At 72.7% G+C, this 22,554-nt stretch carries 15 protein-coding genes; 9 read left to right on the plus strand and 6 right to left on the minus strand.

The window, feature by feature from the left end; all coding sequences use genetic code 11:
* Positions 1-40: 40 nt before the first annotated feature.
* The 5 genes from HYQ63_RS39155 (at position 41) to HYQ63_RS39175 (ending at position 6,592) form a co-directional block, all read left to right on the plus strand.
* Positions 41-763 (plus strand): ABC transporter permease, encoded by a 723-nt coding sequence (locus HYQ63_RS39155; protein ID WP_257232442.1) that lies wholly within the window; start codon positions 41-43, stop codon positions 761-763.
* Positions 760-1,713 (plus strand): zinc-binding dehydrogenase, encoded by a 954-nt coding sequence (locus HYQ63_RS39160; protein ID WP_179938494.1) that lies wholly within the window; start codon positions 760-762, stop codon positions 1,711-1,713. The genes HYQ63_RS39155 and HYQ63_RS39160 overlap by 4 nt, the downstream gene beginning before the upstream one ends.
* Positions 1,714-1,799: 86 nt before the next feature.
* Positions 1,800-2,666 carry an alpha/beta fold hydrolase gene (locus tag HYQ63_RS39165; protein WP_123104308.1) on the plus strand — a complete coding sequence of 289 codons (867 nt, stop codon included), beginning with the start codon at positions 1,800-1,802 and terminating at the stop codon, positions 2,664-2,666.
* A gap of 36 nt (positions 2,667-2,702) precedes the next feature.
* Positions 2,703-5,048: a CoA transferase gene (locus HYQ63_RS39170; protein ID WP_179938496.1), complete on the plus strand. Its 2,346-nt coding sequence runs from the start codon at positions 2,703-2,705 to the stop codon at positions 5,046-5,048.
* The gene (locus HYQ63_RS39175; RefSeq protein WP_257232443.1) at positions 5,045-6,592 is read left to right on the plus strand and encodes an AMP-binding protein; all 1,548 of its coding nucleotides are present in this window, start codon (positions 5,045-5,047) and stop codon (positions 6,590-6,592) included. The genes HYQ63_RS39170 and HYQ63_RS39175 overlap by 4 nt, the downstream gene beginning before the upstream one ends.
* Here the strand turns inward: HYQ63_RS39175 and HYQ63_RS39180 are convergent.
* On the minus strand, positions 6,567-7,361 hold the full coding sequence (locus HYQ63_RS39180) for an alpha/beta fold hydrolase (protein ID WP_179938498.1): 795 nt from the start codon (positions 7,359-7,361) through the stop codon (positions 6,567-6,569). The genes HYQ63_RS39175 and HYQ63_RS39180 overlap by 26 nt on opposite strands.
* Before the next feature lie 269 nt (positions 7,362-7,630).
* Here HYQ63_RS39180 and HYQ63_RS39185 point away from each other — a divergent pair, with 269 nt between their 5' ends.
* On the plus strand, positions 7,631-10,555 hold the full coding sequence (locus HYQ63_RS39185; protein WP_257232444.1) for a SpoIIE family protein phosphatase: 2,925 nt from the start codon (positions 7,631-7,633) through the stop codon (positions 10,553-10,555).
* An 83-nt stretch (positions 10,556-10,638) separates the two neighbouring features.
* Positions 10,639-11,394, plus strand: a complete 756-nt coding sequence (locus HYQ63_RS39190; protein ID WP_179938500.1) for an NPP1 family protein — start codon at positions 10,639-10,641, stop codon at positions 11,392-11,394.
* Positions 11,395-11,423: 29 nt separating this feature from the next.
* Here HYQ63_RS39190 and HYQ63_RS39195 read toward each other — a convergent pair whose 3' ends face one another.
* Positions 11,424-13,262, minus strand: a complete 1,839-nt coding sequence (locus HYQ63_RS39195) for a glycoside hydrolase family 15 protein (RefSeq protein WP_179938502.1) — start codon at positions 13,260-13,262, stop codon at positions 11,424-11,426.
* Positions 13,263-13,337: 75 nt separating this feature from the next.
* Positions 13,338-15,839 carry an ABC transporter permease gene (locus HYQ63_RS39200; RefSeq protein ID WP_179938504.1) on the minus strand — a complete coding sequence of 834 codons (2,502 nt, stop codon included), beginning with the start codon at positions 15,837-15,839 and terminating at the stop codon, positions 13,338-13,340.
* Positions 15,840-16,035: 196 nt separating this feature from the next.
* Between HYQ63_RS39200 and HYQ63_RS39205 the strand changes: the two genes are divergently transcribed.
* Together HYQ63_RS39205 and HYQ63_RS39210 are read left to right on the plus strand one after the other, a co-directional pair.
* Positions 16,036-17,229 (plus strand): sensor histidine kinase, encoded by a 1,194-nt coding sequence (locus tag HYQ63_RS39205; protein ID WP_179938506.1) that lies wholly within the window; start codon positions 16,036-16,038, stop codon positions 17,227-17,229.
* Between the two features lie 34 nt (positions 17,230-17,263).
* A complete protein-coding gene (locus HYQ63_RS39210) occupies positions 17,264-17,980 on the plus strand; it encodes a response regulator (protein WP_373689181.1) in 717 nt (238 codons plus the stop codon).
* Between the two features lie 162 nt (positions 17,981-18,142).
* Here HYQ63_RS39210 and HYQ63_RS39215 read toward each other — a convergent pair whose 3' ends face one another.
* The 3 genes from HYQ63_RS39215 to HYQ63_RS39225 form a co-directional block, all read right to left on the minus strand.
* A complete protein-coding gene (locus tag HYQ63_RS39215) occupies positions 18,143-19,171 on the minus strand; it encodes a nuclear transport factor 2 family protein (RefSeq protein WP_179938510.1) in 1,029 nt (342 codons plus the stop codon).
* An 84-nt stretch (positions 19,172-19,255) separates the two neighbouring features.
* Positions 19,256-20,848, minus strand: coding sequence for an ATP-binding cassette domain-containing protein (locus HYQ63_RS39220; protein WP_179938512.1), 1,593 nt, complete (start codon positions 20,846-20,848; stop codon positions 19,256-19,258).
* Positions 20,842-22,554 (minus strand): ABC transporter ATP-binding protein/permease, encoded by a 1,713-nt coding sequence (locus HYQ63_RS39225; protein ID WP_179938514.1) that lies wholly within the window; start codon positions 22,552-22,554, stop codon positions 20,842-20,844. Before HYQ63_RS39225 ends, HYQ63_RS39220 begins: the two co-directional genes overlap by 7 nt.

Below are 22,554 nucleotides of genomic sequence, written 5' to 3' on the forward strand. Positions count from 1 at the left end.
CGCCGCCGCCGGACGGCTGCGCACGGCCGGGCTGTACACGGTGTCGGTCCTCGCCGGGGTCGCCGTCTGGCAGCTGCTGGCGGTGACGTACGGCTCAGCCCTGGTCGCCTCCCCGGGCGAGACCCTGTCGGCGGCCAGGGAGCTGGCCGCCGACGGCACCCTGGTCAACTCGGTCATCGCCTCCGGCCGCCGCATCCTGATCGGCTGGGGCCTCGGCCTCGCCGTGGGCGTACCGGTCGGCCTGCTGATCGGGCAGATCCCGCTGGTGCGGCATCTGCTCGACCCCTACATCGAGTTCTTCCGCTTCATCCCTCCGGTCGCGTTCGTGACCCTGGCGGTGGTGTGGCTGGGCATCGGCGAATCGTCGAAGGTCGTCCTCATCTTCTACACGTCGGTCTTCATCGTCACCCTGAACACCAGCGCCGGCGTCATGGCCGTGAACGAGTCGAAACTGCGCGCCGCGGCGAGCCTGGGCGCGAGCCGCCGCCAGATCCTGCGATGCGTCGTGCTGCCCTCCACCGTGCCCCACATCGTCACCGGGGCGCGGCTGGCGATGGGCAACAGCTTTCTGACCATCGTGTCCGCGGAGATCGTCGCCTCCCAGGTCGGCCTGGGATCGTTGATCTGGACCTCCCGCAACTACGGCCGCATCGACTGGGTCTTCGTCGGGATCATCACCCTGGGCATCCTCGGGTTCGTCTACGACCGCGTACTCCGCGTCGTCGCCTCCCGTGCCCTGAGTCGTTATGGAGTGAAACTGTGAGCAGCCAGATGTCCCGCACCCTCGTCCTGGAGCGCTTCGGCACCCTGCCCCGGCTGGCGGAGCGGCCCGTGCCGGAGCGGCAGCCGGGTCAGACCCTCGTACGGGTGCAGGCCGCGCAGGTGGGCCACCTGGACCTGAACATCGTGGACGGGGCGTTCGGCATCCTGCCCGATCTGCCCACCGTGCCCGGCACCACGGGGTGCGGCGTCGTCCTGGCCTCCGACACCCACCCCGAGGGTGCCCTGGTCAAGATCAACGGCAAGGGCCTGGGGATGCGCCGGGACGGCAGCTGGGCCGACCACGCCGTGGCGCCCGACGCGGCCGTGTCCCCCTTCCCCGAGGGCACCGACCCCGCCCTGGCGTGCAGCTACTTCTCCCCGGCGGGCTCGGCGTGGGCCGCGGTGCACTCGGTCGCCGGGATACAGCCGGGGGAGCGGGTGCTGGTGACCGGCGCGGCGGGCGCGGTCGGCGCCCTCACCGTGCAGGTCGCCGCGCGGGCCGGGGCGGAGGTCATCGGCGTGGTCGGCCGCCCGGCCAAGCTCGCCCACGTCCCGGCCCCCGGCAAGGCGGTCCTGGCCTCGGACCTGTCGCCCGAGGCCGTGGGCGGGCCGGTCGACGCGCTCATCGACACCGTCGGCGGCCCGGTGCTGCGTGACGCCCTCGGGCTGGTCCGCCCGCGCGGCCGGGCCGTGCTGGTCGGCTACACCGCCGGACGGGAGCTGGCCATCGACATCGCGGACTGGCTGCTGGCCGATGTGGCGTTGCTGCCCGTCAACCTGATGTCGCGGGGCAAGGAGGTCGCCGCCGACACCGACGCGATGCTCGGCGACCTGATGTCCGGGGAGCTGACCCTGCCGATCGAGCGCTACACACCCGACCGGCTGGCCGAGGCGGTGGAGCGACTGCGCACCGGAGCCGCGGTGGGCAAGGTGGCGCTCGACCTGTCCTGACCCGCGTACGGACGGGCCGTCCCGGCGGCCCGCTCAGCGGACCGGATCGCTTGGGCGGACCGCCCCGGCCATCACACCATCGGTGCATGGACCTCATGGACATCCAGGCGCCCCCGGCGGGCGCCTACGCGGAAGCGGACGGCGACACGTACCACTACATCGAGACGGGGCAGGGCAGCCCCACCGTCTTCCTCCACGGGGGCGGCCCCGGGTGCACCGGCTGGTCGGACTTCGGCCAGGTGTCGCGGCTCTTCGCCGCGGACCGCCGGTGCTTCCTGGTGGACATCCTCCAGTACGGCAAGTCCGCGAAGCCGGTCATCAAGGGCCCCATGTGGGACTACCACGCCGCCAAGACCGTGGCGCTGATGGACACCCTCGGCCTGGAGCGCGCCGACTTCGTGTGCAACTCCTGGGGCGGCACCATCGCGCTCAACCTGGCCGCCGTGTACCCCGAGCGGGTCCGGTCCCTCGTCATCACCGGCAGCATGCCCGTCTTCCACGGCCCGCTCGCCCCGCTGCCGGAAGGCGGCCGCCGTGGGCGCAACGCCCGCGACGTGTACTACGGGGGGACCGGCCCGTCGTGGCAGAAGATGCGCGAGCTGATGGCCCGCCTGGAGTGGTACGACCCGGAGGCCATCCCCGACGCCACGGTGACGATGCGCTACGAACAGAGCCTGGACCCGGAGGAGACCGCGCTCGCCGGGGCCTCCGACAACCCGCGCGGCGACTGGCAGGACCTCACCGGCGCGCTCGGCCGCATCCAGGCGCCGACCCTCTTCATGTGGGGCATGTACGACGCCTTCCTCACCCCGGACTATCCGCTGATGCTGGCCCGCATGATCCCCAAGGGCAATCTGCACGTGATGAACGACGTCTCGCACCACCTCCAGGAAGAACGCCCCCACGACTACTACACCGTCGTCTCCGGCTTCCTGAACCAGCAGCACATCTGACAGCACCGAACACGGCTGACACAGCGCGGAGGAAACGTGACCGAGCCTGCCCTGCGGGTCGTCGAACTCACCAGCCCGTTCGCCCGGTTCGCGGGCCGGCTGCTGGTCGGACTGGGCTACGAGGTGGTGCTGGTCGAACCGCCCGAAGGCGACGCCACCCGGCGTGAGGAGGGCGGCGACGCGTTCGCCCACTGGCACGCCGGGAAGCGTGTCGTGACCCTCGACCCCGCCGCGCCCGAGGGCGCTGCGGGGATGCGCCGCCTGCTGGAGGGCGCCGACATCCTGCTCGACGGAACCCCCGGCGGCGCGGAGGCGAGCGCCGACGGCCTCGGCCACCTGGTGCACGTACGCGTCACCCCCTTCGGCCTGACCGGGCCGCGCAGCGGCTGGCAGGGCAGCGACCTCGTGGTGGCGGCGCTGGGCGGGATGCTCGCGCAGGTGGGCGACCCGGACGGACCGCCGCTGCGGATGCCCGAGGGGCAGGCGGAACACCTCGCGGGCGTGGGCGCGGCCATCGCCGCCCTGCTCGGGCTGCGGGCCCGGCGGCGCGGCCCTGGCCAGCTCGTCGATGTCTCCGCGCAGGCGTGTGTCGCGGCCGCCCTGGAGGCGGGCACCCTCGCCTACGTCCACGAGGACCGGGTCCCGGGCCGCCCGGGACGGGTGCATCCGCTGGTGCCGCACGGGCTGTTCCGGGCCGCCGACGGCTATCTCGGCGGCGGGCTCGGGGGCAGCCCGCGCATGTGGGACGCGCTGCTGGAGTGGCTGCGCGAGGAGGGCGCGGAGGCCGATCTCGCCGAGTCCCGGTGGCAGGACCCCGTGGAGCGCAAGAAGCACCAGGAGCATGTGTTCTCGGTGGTCCAGGACTTCCTGAGCCGCTGGCCCAAGGCCGACTTCGCGGAGCGGGCCCAGGCCAGGAAGCTGCCCTGGGCGGCCGTCGACCTGCCGCACGAGCTGCCGGACAATCCGCAGCTCGCCGCGCGCGACTTCTTCACCCGGCTGCGGACACCGCAGGGGGAGCGGACCGACCTCGGCTTCCCCTTCGCGTTCCCCGAGGGCCACCGGCCCGGGAAACTCGACGTGCCCGCCCCCGGCGCCGATCAGGGCCTGCTCGACGAGCGCCGCCCGGCCCGCCCGGTGGCCGCCGCCGAGGAGCCGGTGCGCCCTGCGCTGGACGGGGTCCGGGTCCTGGACCTGACCTGGGTGCTGGCCGGTCCGTACTGCACCAAGGTGCTGGCCGACCACGGTGCCGAGGTCATCAAGGTCGAGTCCGCGGGCCGCCCCGACCCCACCCGGTTCGCCCCCTTCATGCACCTCTCCCGGGGGCCCCACACCGACCCGAACACCAACGGCTACTTCAACGAGGTCAACCGCAACAAGCAGAGCATCGCCCTCGACACCCGGACCGAGGACGGCATCGCGGTGCTCCGCGAACTCATCGCGTCCTGCGACGTCCTGGTCGAGAACTTCAGCTCCACGGTCATGAAGAAACTGGGCCTCGGCTACGAGGCGCTCCGCGAGATCAACCCGCGCATCGTGTACGTGAGCATGTCCGGGATGGGCCACACCGGGCCGCGCAACGGCTGGGTGTCGTACGCGGACACCGTGTCCGCGAGCAGCGGGCTGACCGGCCTCACCGGCTGGGGACCGGACGACGTGGTCGGCGTGATCTACGGCCACGGCGACATCGTCGCGGGCCTCCAGGCCGCGCTCGCCACCGTGGCCGCGCTGGAACACCGCGACGAGACCGGGCGCGGACAGCACATCGACCTGTCCCAGCTGGAGGCGATCGCCGCGCACATGGGGACCAGCCTCCTCGCCGCGTCGCGCCCGGGGGCGGACGTGGCCCGGCCGATGGGCAACGCCCACCCGCGGTGGAGCCCGCAGGGCGTCTACCGGTGTCTGGGCGCCGACCGGTGGCTCGCCGTCAGCGTCCGTGGCGACGCCGAGTGGGCGGCCGTGTGCGAGGTGATCGGGCGCCCGGAGCTGGCCACCGACGAACGCACCCGCACCGCCGAGGGCCGCCGCCGGGCCGCCGACCTGGTGGACGCCGCGCTCGGCGGATGGGCGCGCGGCATGCCCGCCGACGCCGCGGCCGAACTGCTCCAGGAACGGGGCGTACCGGCCGGAGCCGTGCAGGACGGGCGGGAACTCGTGGAGCACGACCCGCAGTTGCGGGCCCGCGGCTTCTACGTCCACGCCGAACACCCGGTCGCGGGCGGCTTCCTCCACGAGGGCCTGCCGATCCGCCTCACCCGCACCCCAGGCTCCCTCCGCACGCCCGCGCCGGTGCTCGGCGCCGACACCGACACGGTGCTCCGCGAGGTGGCCGGACTGACACCGGAACGCATCCGGCGGCTGCGCGACGCGGGGGTCCTGCGGTGAACACACCGGGCGCGGCGATGACGCTCCCCGCCCTCCTCGACGCTGCCGCCGAGACACACGGCGACCGGGTGTTCCTCCGCGTGGACGGGGTGACGCGCAGCTACCGGCAGTCCCGTGAGGCGGCGGCCACGATGGCGGGAGCGCTCGCCGCGCGCGGCTGCCGCCCAGGCGACCGGATCGCCGTCATGTCCGGCAACCGCGTCGAGTTCATCGATCTCATCCTCGGCTGTGCCTGGCTCGGCGCGGTGCTGGTGCCGCTCAACACCGGCCTGCGTGGCGAGGGCCTGCGGCACGTCCTGCGCCAGGCCGAGCCGTCCTTCCTGTTCGCCGAGGAGGAGTTCACCGGGCGCGTCACGGCGGCCGGTTACCGGGGCCCGGTGTGGACCATCGGCGGCGACGGCGCCCCGGCCCCGGGCGGGACCGGGGCGCTCCCGCCCGCACCGGTGGGACCTGCGGACACCGCCGCCATCCTGTTCACCTCGGGCACCACCGGGGCCGCGCGCGGTGTGCGCTGCCCCCACGCCCAGTCCGTCTGGTGGGGCCGCAACGTCGCGGACTCGCTGCGCCTCACCTCCGACGACATGCTCCACACCTGTCTGCCGCTGTTCCACACCAACGCCCTCAACACCCTGGCGCACGCCATGACCGTGGGCGCCGCGTGCACCCTCGGGCGGCGGTTCTCCGCCGGTGCGTACTGGGGCGAGGTGGCCGAGGCCGGTGCCACCGCCGTGTATCTGCTCGGCGCGATGGTGCCCATGCTGCTGGCGCGCCCGCCCGGCCCCGACGACCGCGCGCACCGGGCCTGGCGCGGCCTGTCCCCGGCCACCCCGGGCCCGGCGTACCAGCCGTTCCTGAACCGTTTCGGCGTCACCCTGGTGGACGGGTTCGGCTCCACGGAGACCAATCTCGTCATCGGGTCGACACCCACCCACCACCGGCCCGGCTACATCGGCACCGTGCGCGACGGCTTCTCCGCGCGCGTGGTGGACGAACGCCTCGCCCCCGTCGCGGACGGCACGCCGGGTGAACTCGTCGTCCGCAGCCACCGGCCGTTCGCCTTCTCCACCGGCTACCTGGGGGACGACGGGCCCCCGCCGCCCGGCTCCTGGCGCCGCACCGGCGACCGGGTGGTCCGGGAACCCGACGGGTGGTTCCGCTTCGTGGACCGGATCAAGGACGTCATCCGCCGCCGCGGCGAGAACATCTCCTCGGCGGAGGTGGAGTCGGCGGTCCGCTCCCACCCCGCGGTGGCCGGGGCCGCGGCCTTCCCGGTGGCATCCGAGCTGGCCGAGGACGAGGTCATGGTGGCGGTGACGGTCCGGCCGGGCCTGGTGCTGGACCCGCCGGACCTGGTACGCCACTGCGAGGACGAGCTTCCGCCGTTCGCCGTGCCCCGGTACGTCGACATCGTCCCCGAACTGCCGCTCACCGCGACCGGCAAGATCCGCAAAGCCGTGCTCCGCGAGCGCGGGGTCACCGGGCACACCTGGGACCGCGGGGCGGCGGCCCGGTCCGGGGTCAGCCGCCCGTCACCCACTCCGTGATGACCTTGGCGTACTCCTCGGGCAACTGCTCCGGCGCGGGCACGTGGCCGCCGGGAACGACCCGGGTGTCGCAGCCGAGCGCCGCGGCGAACTTCTCCAGGCCGGGCAGCGAGTAGTGGTCCCCGTCCGCGCACACCGCGAGCGTCCGCGCGGTGATGTGCGGCAGCCGCGGCTCCATCGCATAGCGGCGGACCGCCACATGGCCCTCCTCCACCCGGTCCAGCACCGTCACCGCGTCGATCACATAGCGGTGCAGCGCGGCCTCCTCACCTTCCCGGTAGAAGCCGCGCCGCCGGTTCCACAGCTCCAGCAGATGGGAACCGTCGGGCCGGGGGTCGACGTGGTCGACCGGCTTGCGCCGGTCGGCGGTGCGCCGCTTCTCGTCGTCCACGAAGGGCGTGGCGGAGAGCAGCAGGCTGGACACGCGGTCCTGGTAGCGGGCGGCCAGCTCCACCGCGATGACACCGCCCGTGTGGTGCCCCACCAGGTGGAAACGCTCCAGGCCCAGCGCCTCGACGAGGGCCCCGGCGGCGTCGGCGAAGCGCTCGATCGTATGGGGCTCCTCGGGTTTCGCGGAGGCGCCGAACCCCAGGGTGTCCATGGCGATTCCCCGGTGCACGGCCCCGACCAGCGGCAGCACGCCCAGGTACTCGGTCCAGGAACGCGGCGTCTGATGGAGCATCAGCACCGGCTCGCCCGTGCCCGATTCGACGTAGTGCAGCTGCCCGAAGGGGCTGGGTACATAGCCGCGCAGCAAGGAGTCCGTCATGTGTGACCTGCCTGTTCCATCGGACGGAAGGGAGCGGGAGGCGCGCGCCGATGGCGAACACTGTGGCGGCCGTCCACGCGCGGCACCAGGCGGCCGGTCCGCTCTGTGAACCGATGGCCGGGACGTTCGGCATGGCCGACCGCACGCTAAAAATTCGACAGAGCGCCTTATGGCTCTCGATTACGCCGCGGGCACACCTTAGGGTATATGCCGATATGTCAATGGATCCGGCTGGTCGCGTACGTACCTGGTGCGACGAGCGGCTTCCCTTGCTCTCGGCGGTCGGTGTCCAGCTCACGGACCGCGAGGTGATGGAGTACGCGCTGGCACAGGCGGTGTCCGAGCTGGGCGGCATCGCCGGAGCGGTGCACTGGTCATGCGGCCCCGCGGGCAGCCATGAACTCCGTCTGGTGCTCGCCGGAGGGCTGCCCCGGTCCGCCCTCCCGGAGTGGGAGGAGATCCGGGAGGACGATCCGGCGCTCGCCCCCGCCCGGGCCGTGCAGGACGGCGCGTTCGTCTGGATGCCCGCCGCCGACGGGCGCGTTCCGGAGGGGCGCCACCCGGACGCGGAGCGTGCCCGTGCGCACACGCACGGGAGGCTGCCCGAGGCCACCATGGTGGCCGCCGTCCCCCTCTTCGCCGAGGACACCCCCGTCGGCGCGCTGTCCGTGTTCACCGGGCCCGGCGCGCCCACGACGGAGCAGCGCGGCTTCCTGCTGGAGATGGCCCGCTGGGCCTCCGGGCGGCTGTCCGGTCCCTCGCCCGCCGCGGGCCGGGGCCATCCGTGGTGGCAGGAGCAGTCGGCCGTCTCCGGGCTCCGCCAGGCCCTGGTGGCGACCAAGGTCGGTTCCTGGGAGTGGGACATCCGTACCGGCGAGATGGTCTGGGACGCGGCCGGGCTCAGGCTGCTGGGCATCCCGGAGGACTACGAACGCCGCATCGAGAGCTGGGTCGCCCTGATCCACCCCGAGGACGTGCCGCGGGTCATGGCCGCCACCCAGGAGGCGCTGCACGGGCACGGTGTGTACGAGGCCGAGTACCGGGTGTGCCGCCCGGACGGCACCACCGGCTGGGTCCAGAGCCGCGCCCACCTGGCGCTCGACGGGCACGGCGAACCCGTCCGCATGATCGGCCGGGTGTGGGACACCACCGAGAGCCGCATCGCGCGGGAGTCCGTGGGGCAGGCGCTGCGCTTCATGAGCGACGCGTTCTGGGCGGTGAACCGGGAGTGGCGGATCACCTTCCTCAACGTCGAGGCCGAGCGCCTCGTCGGGCCGTCCGTGGACGTGCTGGGCAGACCCCTCTGGGACGGGCCCGCGGGCCTGGTCCCCGAGCTGGAGGCCCGCTGCCGGCACGCGGCGCTCGACGGCACACCGACCGGGTTCGACATCCAGTGGCCCACCGACGGCCGCTGGTACCACATCCGGCTGGTCCCCGTGCCCGACGGGCTGACCGCCTACCTCACCGATGTCACCGACACCCGCAACCGGGCGGCGCGGCGTGAGGCGGCCGACCGGTCCGCCGCCGAGCAGGCGGTGCGGATCCGCGGGCTGACGAGCGCGCTCGCCGAGGCGGTCACCACCCATGACGTCGTCGACGTGGCCGCCGCCCACATGCTGGCCCCGTTCGGAGCCTCGGGCCTGCTGGTCCAGGTGCTGGAGGGCGAGCGGCTGCATGTGGTCGGGGCCGTCGGATATCCGCGGGCGTTCCTGCGGGAGGTCGACGGGATCGCGGCGGCCGACGGCCACCCGCTGCTCCACGACGTGATCGCCTCGCGCCACCCGCGCTTCATCGCCTCGGCCACCGAGTACGTCGAGCTGGCCCCGGCCCTCGCCGACTACCCGGTCCTCGCGGAGAAGAACGCCTGGGCCGTCCTGCCCCTGATCGCCTCCGGCGAGCCCAACGGCGTGTGCGTCGTCTCCTTCGCCGAGCCCCGCCACTTCACCGCCGACGACCGCACCCTGCTGACCGCCCTCAGCGGCATGGTCGCCCACGCCCTGGCCCGGGCCCGGCTGTACGACGCCGAGCACGCCCGCGCCCAGGCGCTCCAGCGCGGACTGCTGCCCCAGGACCTGCCCACGCCGTCCGCCGTCACCGCGGCCGTACGGTACCTGCCCGCCAGCACCGGCACGGAGGTCGGCGGCGACTGGTACGACATCATCCCGCTGTCCGCGGAGCGGGTGGCGCTCGTCATCGGCGATGTGATGGGCCACGGGCTGGCCGAGGCCGCGACCATGGGACGCCTGCGCACCGCCGTGCACACGCTGGCCCATCTGGAGCTGCCGCCCGAGGAGGTCCTCGCCCACCTCAACGACATCGTCAGCGCCCTCGGCGACGACTCCTACGCCACCTGCCTGTACGCCGTCTACGACCCGGTCTCCGGGGTCTGCTCCATGGCGCGCGCCGGCCACCCACCGCCGCTCCTGGTGAGACCCGACGGAACCGTGGAGTGCCTGGACATCGAGGCCGATCCGCCCCTGGGCGCCGCCGAACCCCCGTTCAACACGGCCGAACTGCGGCTGCCCGGCCACGGGCTGCTGGTGCTGTACACCGATGGCCTGGTCGAGTCCGCCTCCCGCGACATCGACGTGGGCATCGCCGAGTGCTCCCGGGTCTTCACCACCGACCTCGGACGGCGCCTCGCAGGCCCCGGCCATCCGCCCCCGGCCTGCGGCCCGGACGAGGACCACCGCGCGGACCGCAAGCGGCTCGACCGCCTCTGCGACACCCTCCTCGACGCCATGGTGCCCGCCCAGCAACTGACCGCGGACGACACCGCCGTGCTCGTCGCCCGGCTGCACCGCACCGCCCCCGGGAACATCGCCGCCTGGCGGCTCCCCGCCGAGCCGGTGGCAGCCTCCCTCGCGCGCGACCACGTCCGCGGCCAACTGGAGGAGTGGCATCTCGACGAGCTGGTCATGACCACCGAACTCCTCGCCAGTGAGCTGGTCGGCAACGTCGTCCGGCATGCGAGAGGGCCCGTCCACCTGCGCCTGCTCCGCGGCCGGACCCTCATCTGCGAGGTCTCCGACGGCAGCGCCACGACACCCCGGATCCGCCGGGCCGCCGAAATGGACGAGGGAGGACGCGGCCTGCAACTGGTCGCCGCGATCTCCCAGCGCTGGGGGACGCGCTACACCGCCGACGGCAAGTGCATCTGGACGGAGCAGCCCATACCGCCCCAGCGATCCTGAACGGCCCTTCTGTGGATGGCAGTTGACGTAGTCTCCTGGTTGACATTCCGCTCGTGCGTCACGAGGTCAACCAGGAGGACGCAGTGCCAGCAAGCTCGCGCATCCGCAAGGTCTCGTTCGTCCTCGGCAGCGCCATCGCCCTGGTCGTCGCCTTACCCGGAAGCGCTCTCGCGGACCCGCCGAAGGCCCTGCCCGGCAACGCGGAGGCGCTGGAGCAGACGTTCCAGCCCGCTTACGACTACGACACCGACGGCTGCTACCCCACCCCCGCCATCGGCCCCGACGGCACGCTGAACGGTGGCCTCAACCCGTCCGGCGCGCCCAACGGGCAGTGCCGCGACGCCCCGGACCTCGACAACACCAACGGATACGCGCGCTCCACGTGCAACAACGGCTGGTGCGCGGTCATGTACGGCCTCTACTTCGAGAAGGACCAGGCGTCGGTCGGCGGACACCGCCACGACTGGGAGCACGTCGTGGTGTGGGTGCAGAACAACCAGGCCCAGTACGTCTCCACCTCCGCCCACGGCGGATTCACCACCTACGGCCGCGACCAGATCCGGTGGGACGGAAACCACCCGAAGATCGTCTACCACAAGGACGGGCTGAGCACGCACGCGTTCCGCCCCGCGAACACCAATGACGAACCGCCCGAGAACCACTACGGCACCTGGCAGTTCCCCACCCTGGTCGGCTGGAACGGCTACCCCGCGGGCCTGCGCGACAAGCTGAGCCAGGCCAACTTCGGCAGCGCCAACTTCGGCCTCAAGGACGGCACCTTCGCCGCCCACCTCCAGAAGGCCAAACCGTCGGGCATCCCCTTCGACCCCAACGCCTGAGCAATCGCCACTCGCATGACCGCCCCAGGTCAGCCCAGGGCACGGTCGAGGTTGAACGCGGCGCTGATGAGCGCGAGATGGGTGAACGCCTGCGGGAAGTTGCCGATCTGCTCACCGGTGCGGCCGATCTCCTCCGCGTACAGCCCGCAGTGGTTGGCGTACGTCAGCATCTTCTCGAACGCGAGCCGCGCCTCGTCCAGCCGTCCGGCCCGGGACAGCGCCTCGACGTACCAGAACGAGCAGATCGAGAAGGTGCCCTCTTCGCCGCGCAGCCCGTCCGGGCTGGCCTGGGGGTCATAGCGGTAGACCAGCGAGTCGGACACCAGCTCCTCGCCCAGCGCGTCCAGGGTGGACAGCCACTTGGGGTCGGCGGGGGAGATGAACTTGGCCAGCGGCATCATCAGCACGGAGGCGTCGAGCACATCGTCGCCCTCGTGCTGCACGAACGCGTGCCGCCGCGGGGACCAGCCGCGCCGCATGATCCGGCGGTAGATCTGGTCGCGGGTGCGCGACCAGCGGGGCATGTTCGCGGGCAGCCCGCGGTGAGCGGCGATGCGCATCGCCCGCTCGATCGCGACCCAGCACATCAGCCGTGAGTACAGGAAGCACTGGGGTCCGGCGCGGGTCTCCCAGACGCTCATGTCCGGCTGGTCCCAGTGCTCGCAGACCCAGTCGACCAGTTCGCAGACGGTCTCCCAGTGGTCGCTCGCCAGTGGCTTTCCCCACTTGTCGTAGAGATAGAGCGAGTCCACCAGCGCACCGTAGATGTCCAGTTGCAGCTGGTCGACGGCCCCGTTGCCGGACCGGACCGGGGCCGAGCCCAAGTGGCCCTCCAGATGGGAGAGTTCCTGCTCGGTGAGTTCGCTGCGGCCGTCGATGCCGTACATGATCTGTAGCGGCCCGCCGGGGCCGTCCCGCAGCCGGATGTCCTCGGACAGGAAGCGCACGAACGCCTCGGCCTCGTCGGTGAAACCGAGCCGCAGCAGCGCGTAGATGCAGAACGCGGCGTCGCGGATCCAGACGTACCGGTAGTCCCAGTTGCGTTCCCCGCCGATCTGCTCCGGCAGACTGGCCGTCGGGGCCGCCACGATGGCGCCGGTCGGCGCGTAGGTGAGGAGCTTGAGGGTGAGCGCCGAGCGGTGCACCATCTCCCGCCACCGTCCGCGGTAGCGGGACTGCGAGAGCCAGCGGCGCCAGTACCGCACCGTGGCGTTGAACAGCTGCTCCGCCTCGGCCAGCGGACACGGCCGCGGCCGCACCTCGCCTCCGATCCGGTCGAGCGCGAAGACGGCCGCCTCGCCCTCGACCAGCTTGAACGAGGACACCGCGTCGAGGCCGTCGGTCTCCACCGTGACGCTGGACGTCAGCGCGAGCGACAGATCGGGGGAGTCGAACACCGTGAGGCCGCCCTGCCGGACACTCATGGTGTGCGTCTGCCGCCCGTAGTCGAAGCGCGGCGCCACCCGCGCGGTGAACGGCAGCGACCCGCGGACGCACAGCACCCGGCGGATCAGCCGGTGCCGGTCGGCCTCGCGGGAGTCGTCCTCGACCGGCATGAAGTCCTGGACCTCGGCGACACCGTCGTCCGCGAAGAAGCGGGTGATGAGGATGTTGGTGTCGGGGAAGTAGAACTGCTTGGTCCGGGCGGGCGCTTCCGGGGCCAGCTCGAACGCACCGCCGCGGTCGGCGTCCAGGATCGACGCGAACACGCTGGGCGCGTCGAAGCGGGTGGGGCAGTACCAGTCGATCGTGCCGTTCGTGCCCACGAGCGCGGCCGTCCGCAGATCGCCGATCAGGCCGTGCTCCGCGATGGGCAGATAGCGGGGCGTGTCCGCCTTGCAGGGGCGGAGGCTCTCGGCGACGGTCATCGCAACCTCCCGCGCTCACCGGTCGCGGTACCTCGGTTTCAGGATACGTCCGTGAGCCACCGCCCCGCGCGGCCGCTACGAGGCGTCCGTGCCGATCGCCTTCAGCATCGGCACGCGCGCGGCCCGGCGCCCCGGCCACAGGGAGGCGAGCACACCGATCACGGCGGCCGCGACGAAGAAGACGGCCGTCCTGTCCCACGGGATGACCAGGGGGACACCCTCCTGGCCGAGGACGGCCACCGCGCCGATGACGCCGCCGACGGCGACGCCGAGCGCGGAGCCGAAGAGGGAGATGGTCACCGATTCGATGCGCAGGACGGAGGCCACACCCCGGCGGTCCAGCCCGATGGCGCGGAGCATGCCGATCTCCCGGACACGTTCGAAGACGGCCATGCCCATGGTGTTCACCACTCCGAGGGCACCGATCAGCACGGTGACGCTGAGCATGGCGTACATGATGTTCAGGAACGGGCCGGTCCGCGCGGTGGCCGCCACCCGCGCGTCGGCGCGGTCCTGGACCAGCAGCGCGGGGTTGTCCAGGGCGCGCCGGATCTCCCGCTGGAGTGCTGCCGTACGGCCGGGGGCGGCCTTGACCAGGACCGATTCGACGGAGAACCGGCGCTCGCCGCCGGCCGGTCGCGGCAGGGACCGGTCGGACACGAGGGCGGGCGTCAGGTTCTCCGGGCCGTCGTAGACCGCGACGACGGGCAGGCTGGTGCGCTCGCCGGTGCCGGTGAAGGCGCCGCTGACGCGGGAGCCGAGCCGCCAGCCGCGGTCGGCGGCCAGCTCCTCGGTGATGGCGATGCCGTGGTCGAGGCGGTCCAGCGAGCCCTCCCGGACGGTGATCGGCGCCAGCCGTTCCACCGTGGCGGGGTTGACGGCGGTGACCGGGACGGTGTCGTCGCCGGACAGGTCGAAGTAGGTCTGCACGAGGGCGGTGACGGCCACCGCGTCCGCGAGCCGTGCCACCCGCGCGGCGGTGTCGTCGCCGACCTCCGCGAAGTCGACGGCCGTGACGCGCAGGTCCGAGGTCATGGAGCGGTCGACCTCCTGTTCCTCCAGGCGATTCACCGAGGCCACGGCCACCGTGACCGCGGTGACCATCGCGAGGCCGACCATGAGGGTGGTCGCGGTGGCCGCCGTGCGCCGGGGGTTGCGGCGGGCGTTCTCCACGGCGAGCTTGCCGCGGACGCCCGCCAGCCGGGTCAGCGGGCGGCGCAGCAGCGCGGTGACGCCCAGGGCGAGCAGCGGGGTGAGGACGATCAGGCCGATGAGCAGGACGGGTACCGCGCCGAACAGGACGTCCGTCTGGCCGAGGGCGGCACCCAGCAGCAGCGCCCCGCACACCGTGACGGCCACGCCGAGGAGGGTGCGGCGGCGCAGCGGGGCGGCCGTGGAGGGCTCGACCGTGCGCAGCGCCGCCACCGGCGGTACGGCCGCCGCGCGGCGGGCCGGAAGCCAGGCCGACAGGACGGTGACGCCGATGCCGACCGCGAACGCCGCGACCAGGGGCGTGACGGACAGCAGCCGCAGCGGGGCCGCCGGGCCTCCGGTGACGCCGAACAGGTCGCCCAGCAGCGTCGCGACGCCGGTGCCCAGCGCGTATCCGGCGATCGAGGCGGCCGTTCCGACCAGGGCGGCTTCCGTCAGCACCCTGCGCATCACATGGCCCCGGCTCGCGCCGACGGCCCGCAGCAGCGCGTGTTCCCGGGCGCGGGCGGCGCTGAGCATGGTGAAGGTGTTGGCGACCAGGAAGGCGGAGACGAACAGGGCGACACCGGCGAAGCTCAGCAGCAGCGTCGTGAGCTTGTCGCCGTCCCCGGAGGCGTCCGTGGCCAAGGACTCCAGCTCCGCCCGAGTGGCCGCCTCGACACCGGATGGCAGCACCTTGCGTACCGCATCGGCGAGTTGTGCGTCCGACGTGCCGTCCGCCGCGGTCAGGGTGATCGCGGAGTAGCTGCCCGGGACGGGGGCGAAGTGGCGCTCGGCGGTGGCGGGGTCGAAGGCGGTGAGGGTGCCGCCCGCTTCCCACCGGCTGTCGTGGGCGGTGAAGACCCCGACCAGCCGGGCGCTTCGGGCCGTACCGCCCACCACGACGCGTGCCCGGTCGCCCACCCGGTACCCGGCCCGCTCGGCGGTCCGCCGGTCCATGGCGATCTCGGCGGGGTTGCGGGGGCCACGGCCCGCGGTGAGCGGATAGCGGACGTCCTCGCCACGGTCGCCGGGGACGTAGTTGACGCCCGCGGCCCGGGACAGGTCACCCACGAGGGTGCCGTTGGAGCCCGCGACGAAGGCGCGGCCCTCCACCACACCGCGGGCCGCGGCCACCGAGGGCAGCTGCCGCAGCCGTCGCAGCAGGGCGCCGTCGAGCCGGGAGGCTTCGTCGGGGGAGTCCGGTTCGACCTTCACCGACACATCGGGCTGGGAGTTGGTCTGTGCCCGGGCGACGGCCGCCTTCACCGAGTCGCCGTAGAGCAGCGAGCCGGTCACGAACGCCACGCCGAGCAGGACGGCGAGGGCGGGCATCGCGAAGCGGAGCCGGTGGGAGCGGAGGGTGCGCAGAGCGGTGCGGAGCATCGGCGGCCTTCGGGATCGGTTGAGCGGATCGGTTGAGCGGATCGGTCGAGCGGATCGGTTGAGCGGTGCGAGCGGCTTCGATCCTTCCGGCGCGGCACGGTCCGGCGGATCCACTGGATGACCGAAACGGGCCGCGGCCCTCCCTCGGCCGAAAGGCCGATGTGGCGCGCGCGGCACGGCCGTACCGTAAATGGCCATGATCACCGAGTTCCGGGCCCGCTCCCGCCTCCGTCACATCCAGCTGTGCGTGGTCGGCGCCGTGTCCGTCGTCCTCGTGGCCCTGGAGGGGCTGAACGCCCCCTATCCGCCGGTGGCCTTGGCGACGACGGTGTCCGGGACGCTGTGCCTGGCCGCCCTCGCGGTGCCGCACCGCCTCTTCATCCGGTACACCCTGCTCGCGACGGCCGTCTCCTGCGCGCTGACCCTGGTGGAAACGGGGCTGCCCCGGCGTCCCGAGAACACCCCGGGACTGGTGGAGCTGAGCGTCCTGCTGTGGCTCATCACCCGCGCCGTGCGGCGCTGTGCCCCGCTGATGGCCACCGTGCTCCCCGCGGCCCCGGTCTTCGCCGCCGTCCTCCTTCCGCTGCGGATCGCCGAACGGGGCGAAAACCTCGGCAGCGTGGTCGGCGTGATCGTGGCCTGTGTGCCGTTCATGGTGGTGCTCGGGCTGTGCCTGCGCCTGTACGACGCGCTGCGGGCCCGGGAGCGCGAAGCTCTCCTCCAGACCCAACGCCTGGAACACGCACGGGAGTTGCACGACTTCGTGGCGCACCACGTCACCGCGATCGTTGCCCAGACCAAGGCCGCGCGCTTCACCGCCGCGGCCGGTCACACCCAGTCCCCGGAGGACCTGGACCAGATGCTCGCCCACATCGAACGGGCCGGATCGCAGGCGCTCGGGTCGATGCGCGCCATGGTCTCCAGCCTGCGGGACCCCTCCGCACCCGCCGCCACCAGCCCCACCGGCGGCCTGGCCGGACTGCGGGCCCTCACCCGGGACTTCTCCGCGGCGGGACCCTCCGCCGAACTGACCCTCGACCCGCGGCTCACCGACCGCCCGCTGCCGCCCGAGATCACCACCGCGGTCCACCGGGTGGTGCAGGAGTCCCTGACCAACGTCCGCAAACACGCCGCGGGAGCCGGGCGGGTCGAGGTGCGGGTCACGCTGTGCCCCGGCGACCCGGAGCAGGTGGAGGTGTCGGTGGCCGACGACGGCCGCGGCGGCGCACCGGCCGCCCGCGCGGAGGCGGGCGGCGGGTGGAACGGAGGCGGCTACGGCCTGGTCGGGCTGACCGAACGGATCGAGCGGGCAGGGGGCCGTCTCACCACCGGGCCGCGGGACGGCGGCGGCTGGCACGTCCTGGCCGTCCTGCCGCTGGACGCTTCGTAAGGCTTCTCGGGACGACGGCCGGGCGCCTGCGATCATGTCGGGTATGACGATCCGGGTGCTCCTCGCCGATGACCAGGAGATGGTCCGTGCCGCGTTCCGCATGATCATCGACTCCCAGCCGGACATGCGGGTCGTGGCCCAAGCGGCGGACGGCACCGAGGCGGTCGATCAGGCCCGCGAACTGCGCCCCGACGTCTGCCTCCTGGACATCCGCATGCCCCGGCTGGACGGCCTGGAGGCCACCCGGCTGCTCGCCGGACCCGACGTTCCCGACCCGCTGAACGTCCTCATCGCCACCACCTTCGACCTCGACGAATACGTCTACCGCGCGCTGCGCAACGGCGCGTGCGGCTTTCTCCTCAAGGACGGCGCCCCCGGGCTGCTCACCGAAGCGGTGCGGGCCGCCGCGGCGGGCAACTCGCTGATCTCCCCCTCGGTGACCGTCCGCCTCCTCGCGCAGATGGCCCCCCACCGCCACGCCCCCGCCCCCTCCGAGGCCCGGCCGGACCGTACCGCGGGGGGCGGGCGCCCGGACGCGCTGATCGAGCCGCTGACCCAGCGGGAACTGGACGTCGTGCGCCGGGTGGCCCGGGGCCGCACCAACGAGGAAGTGGCCGCCGACCTCTACGTCACCCTCTCCACGGTCAAGACCCACCTCGGCAACGTGCAGCGCAAGCTCGCCGCCCGCAACCGTGTCGAAATCGCGGCCTGGGCCTGGGAGAACGGGATCTGCCAGGACGACCCGGACTGACGGCGCCACCGGGCCGTCGGCCGCACGGTACGGGTTCGACCTCCAAGCGGCAGGACCGGCAGCAGCGCGGGCACATCCAGGTGCCATGAACCGGTCGCGCACCCAAGCGTCATCACGCGTTCGCGGGCGGCGAGGGGATCGATCGCCCGACGGCCGTGACCGTCATCGCTCGATCGCCTTCCGCGCCAGCAGAGTCAGCAGGGCGTCGTCGGCGTAGGCGCCGTTCCACACGGCGGTGAGGCGCTCGATCCTGCCCCACGGGTCGAGTTCGATACCGGTGATGCCGCGGGGAACCGGGCCGTTGACCGCGGTCCATTCGTATCCCCCTCCGACATCGTTGCCGAGCACGTGCCGTACGCCGGTGCCCGCGCCGACGTACGGCAGTACCGAGGCGGCCTTCGCCAGGTATGCGTGGATGCTCGCCTTGCTGGTGATCTGGATGTGCGCCGGCACGTCCTCGAAGACGGCGTCGGACGAGAAGAGATCCATCGCTGCCGCGATGTCACCCTTGCGCAGGGAGTCCGCGAGGCCGGTGACGACTCGACGCATCAGCGGTGAGGCGGTCTCTCCGACCGTGGACTCCCGGAAGTCGGTCGGCCACTGGTTCGGCGGCTCCTGCTCCTTCCGCCAATCGGACACACCGAACTGCCTGGAGTCCCAGTAGTCGACCCAGCGCTCGATCTTTCCGTGGCGGTCGAAGTTGACCGCGCCCGCGTTGCGCACCTGGCCGGGGCCGAACATGCCGGGCGTGTCGGTGAAGAAGAGAATCGCGCTCGTCGTGTCCCCGAGTATCCGGGTGGGATACGACTTACTGTCCTTCGGCCACTTGGGATAGAACGTCGCGAGTCCGTCGTGCAGGTCCTGCCAGGTGTACCAGTGCCACCCGAGGATCGCGTCGATGTAGGTGGTCTGCCGACGCGAGAAGTAGGACGACTGCCATGCGAGGTTGCGGTCGCTCTTCGCCTGGAAGTAGCCGCGGATGTGCGCGACGAGGGCGCTGGTGGCGTGGGAGGCGTCGGGCAGGACGTCGACCCCCGCGACGTACTGGGAGCCGCCGCGGGCCCGGGTGTCGGCCCAGGCGGTGGGTGCGGGGAGCAGCGACGCCGTGGCGGCGGCCGTCCCTCCTATGGCTGCGGCTCGCAGCAGTTGACGTCGTGTCGACGTTCCGGTGGGTTCCGTTGCTCGGTTCATGCCGGACCTCGATTCGAGAAAATATAATCCCATAACTATATCTCCATAATCATTATGGGTCCATAACCATGCCCCGTTCTGGCTTTACGGTCCCGGGTGGTCGAGGGGCAGCCGCGACACGTGTCCGGAGGGCTCGAGATACGCCGGTACGGCGTGCAGGGCGACGACGACGGTGGTGTCGGGCAGGTTCTGGAGGATGCCGAGGACGTGTCGGGCGGTTCGGTCGTCCAGGCCCGTGGTCGGTTCGTCGACGATCAGGACGTGCGGGTGGCGGGCCAGGGCCCGGCCCAGGTAGACCCGGCGGAGCTCCCCGCCGGAGAGTTGCCTCCCGCCGGGGCCGACGGAGGTCGTGGCGGTCAGCCCGCTGTCGTTCAACCGCAGTTCGGCGAGGCGTTCGTCGATCTCGTCGTCGGTCAGGGCGGGGTCGGCGAGGCGCCAGTTGGATCCGAGGGTGCCGGTGAAGAGGTGGTCGTCGGCAGCGACGGCCACGACGGTAGGGCGGCCCTCGCGGCCTTCGGCCGCTTGCCGCAGCGACGAGGCGAGGGTGCGGAGCAGGGTGCTCTTGCCGCTGCCGGAGCGGCCGGTGACGACGAGCATCGTGCCGCGGGCGACGGTGGCACCGAGGACGCGCCCCGGCCGGAGTGCCATCGGCGGAAGGGGATAACCGGCGAAGCCGATGCCCTGCTCGGTGGACCAGGACCGCATCTCCGCTGCGGTGGGAGTGCTTGCGGTGAGCGGCACGGTTGTCATGAGCCTGTGGTGTGCGGCCTTCGCGGCGGCTCCGGCTTCGGCGGCGGCCGCCAGTTGTTCGGCCTGGGCCAGCACGCCGAGAGCCAACAGGACGACGAACACGAACGTGGGGGTGTCCCGTGCGCTGCCGGTGGCGGCCGTGGCGGCCGTGGCGGTCAGCGTGGCCGTGCCGATCAGGCCGCCGGCCAGCTTGGTCCGGCGCCTGCGCCGACCGGCCGTTCCCCGCGCGGTGTCGAGTCGGGTGAACCTCGCCGTCGTACGCGCCGCGAGCTGCTCGGCGGCGCCGAGGGATGCCATCTCCGTCCATGCGTCGACGGCGGTGACGAGTTCGGTGCGCAGGGCCTTGCGGGTGCGCTGCTCGGCCTCGCGGGCGGTACCGGACGTACGGTGGGTGCTCACCGCCATGACGACGACCCCGGCCGCGAGCACGGCTGCCGGCACGACAGACGTGGACGCCGCCACGGCGAGGACGGCACCGGCGGTCAGCACGGCAGTGACGGCGACGGGGGTTGTGCACTCGATCAGTGCCATTCCGGCGCTGTCGGCATCGGCCATGCTGCGGTCGAGCAGGTCACCCGACCACAGGCCGTCCAACTGTGCCCGGTCGGTGGCCGCGGCACGGTCGAAGAGACCGGCCCGAGCGGCGGCGATCCGGCGCAGGGCGGCGGCGTGCAGCACCAGGCGCTTGCCGTAGTTGCCGGCGACGCGGGCCATGGCGAAGGCACGCACTCCGCCGCTGGGGGCGATGTAGGAGAAGGAGCTGAAGGTGGCCGCCCCGGCGACCGCACAGGTGCTGATGAACCAGCCTGACAGACCGAGCAGTCCGGCAGAGGAGAGTTCGGCGACGACCGCAAGGACCAGTCCGGCGGCCGCAAGAGAACTCCCCTGTCGTACATGGACGTATCGGCGGCGGCTACTGCTCAGCATGCGTTCACCGGCCTCGCCGCGTGCAGAACGCCGTCGTCGATCGTGAGCACGGTGTCGGCCGCGGCTGCCAGGGGGAACGAGTGGGTGGCGATGACGACGGTGCAGCCGTCGGTGGCCCTCCGCAGGGCCTCGAGGACCTCGCGTTCGCTGTCCGCGTCGAGGTGGGCGGTCGGCTCGTCGAGCAGCCAGAGGAGGGCTCCGCGCAGAAAGGCGCGGGCGACGGCGATCCGACGGGCTTCACCGGTCGACACACCCCAACCACCCTCACCCAGGCGGGTGTTCAGCCCTTCGGGGAGTCCCGCGATCACGGTGCTCAGCCCGGCGGCGTCGAGGGCCTGCCGGACCTGCCGCTCGGTGGCGTCCGGGCGTCCGAGGCGGATGTTGTCGCGGACGGTGGCGTCGAGCAGTACGGTCTGCTGTCCGACCCAGGCGCAGCCGCCGAGGGCCGGCGCCTGCCGGACGGAGGAAGTCTGCCACCAGACCGCGCCGGCCGATGGCAGCCGCAGACCGGCGATCAACGACAGCAGCGTGCTCTTTCCGGAACCGGAGGCTCCGGTGACGGCGGTCCACGTACCCGGTGCGAACTCGGCGTCGGCGCCGATGGTGTCGTGGTCGGCGCCGTCGTGGCGGAACCGGACCCCTGTCAGCGACACACCGACCGGCCCGGTCGGCTGCGGACCGGACAGCCTGGGCCCCTCGGCGGGGGTGTCCTCGACGATGTCCCGGACGGTGCCGGCCGCGACCATGGCGCGTTCCCTGTGATGGAAGGCGGCAGCCCTGGCACGCAGGGGGGCGAAGTACATCGGACACACGAGCAGCACCAGCAGACCGGTGAACAGGTCGAGCCGTGGTGCGTCGGGCGCCCGTACGTATCCGAGCAGCGACAGACCGATGTACGTGGCGTTCACCGCGATGGAGAACGTGATGACGACGTCCATGATCATCCCGGACAGGAAGGCCCGGCGCAGCACGCTCATCGTCACCCTGTTCAGCCGCTCGGCGGCCGCGGTCAGGGTTCGTCCGCGCCGGCCGACCGCACCGAGCTCGCGCAGCGTCCGTATGCCGCGGTAGCTGTCGAGCACCACGGCGTTCAGGTGCCGGGTCGCGGCCGACTGCCGGTCCGCGCCGGCTTGCGCGAACAGTCCCGCCAGGCGCATGTTCAGGGGCAGCAGCACGGTGGTCAGGACGAGTACGATCGCGGCCGGCCAGTGCACGGCGGCCGTGACCGCCAGGACGGCGGCCATGGACAGCGGTGCCGACCGGCTCAGAGGTGCGGCCTGTGCGTGGAAGTCGGCGACGTCGTCGGCCAGATCGACCATCGCCCACGCGGCCTCGGCCGGTCCGGTCTCGCTGATCCGCCCGGAGGCCGGCAGCAGAGCACCCGTCAACTGGTGCCGCAGGCCGGTCGCGACGGCACGGGCGCCCCGCTCGGCGAGCACGCCCGCCGTCCAGCCGGCGCCCAGCGCCAGCACGCTCGTGACGGTGAAAGCCACCAGGCCCCACGCCTCGTGCGCCGCGGCCCGGTCCATCACTGCCTGGGCCGCCCATGCCAGGGCGCCCCAGCGGCCGATCGTGAACAGTGTCTCCAGCGTCTCCAGGGCGCTCGACAGGCCGAACCAGAGCCGCCCCGGCGCGGCGCACGCGGTGAGCCGAGCGTCGTCGTCCTTCTGCTGACCCGTGGCGCCCGGCTCGCTCGTCTCGTTCAT

The organism is Streptomyces sp. Rer75 (assembly GCF_013414305.1).
Lineage (GTDB): Bacteria > Actinomycetota > Actinomycetes > Streptomycetales > Streptomycetaceae > Streptomyces > Streptomyces himastatinicus.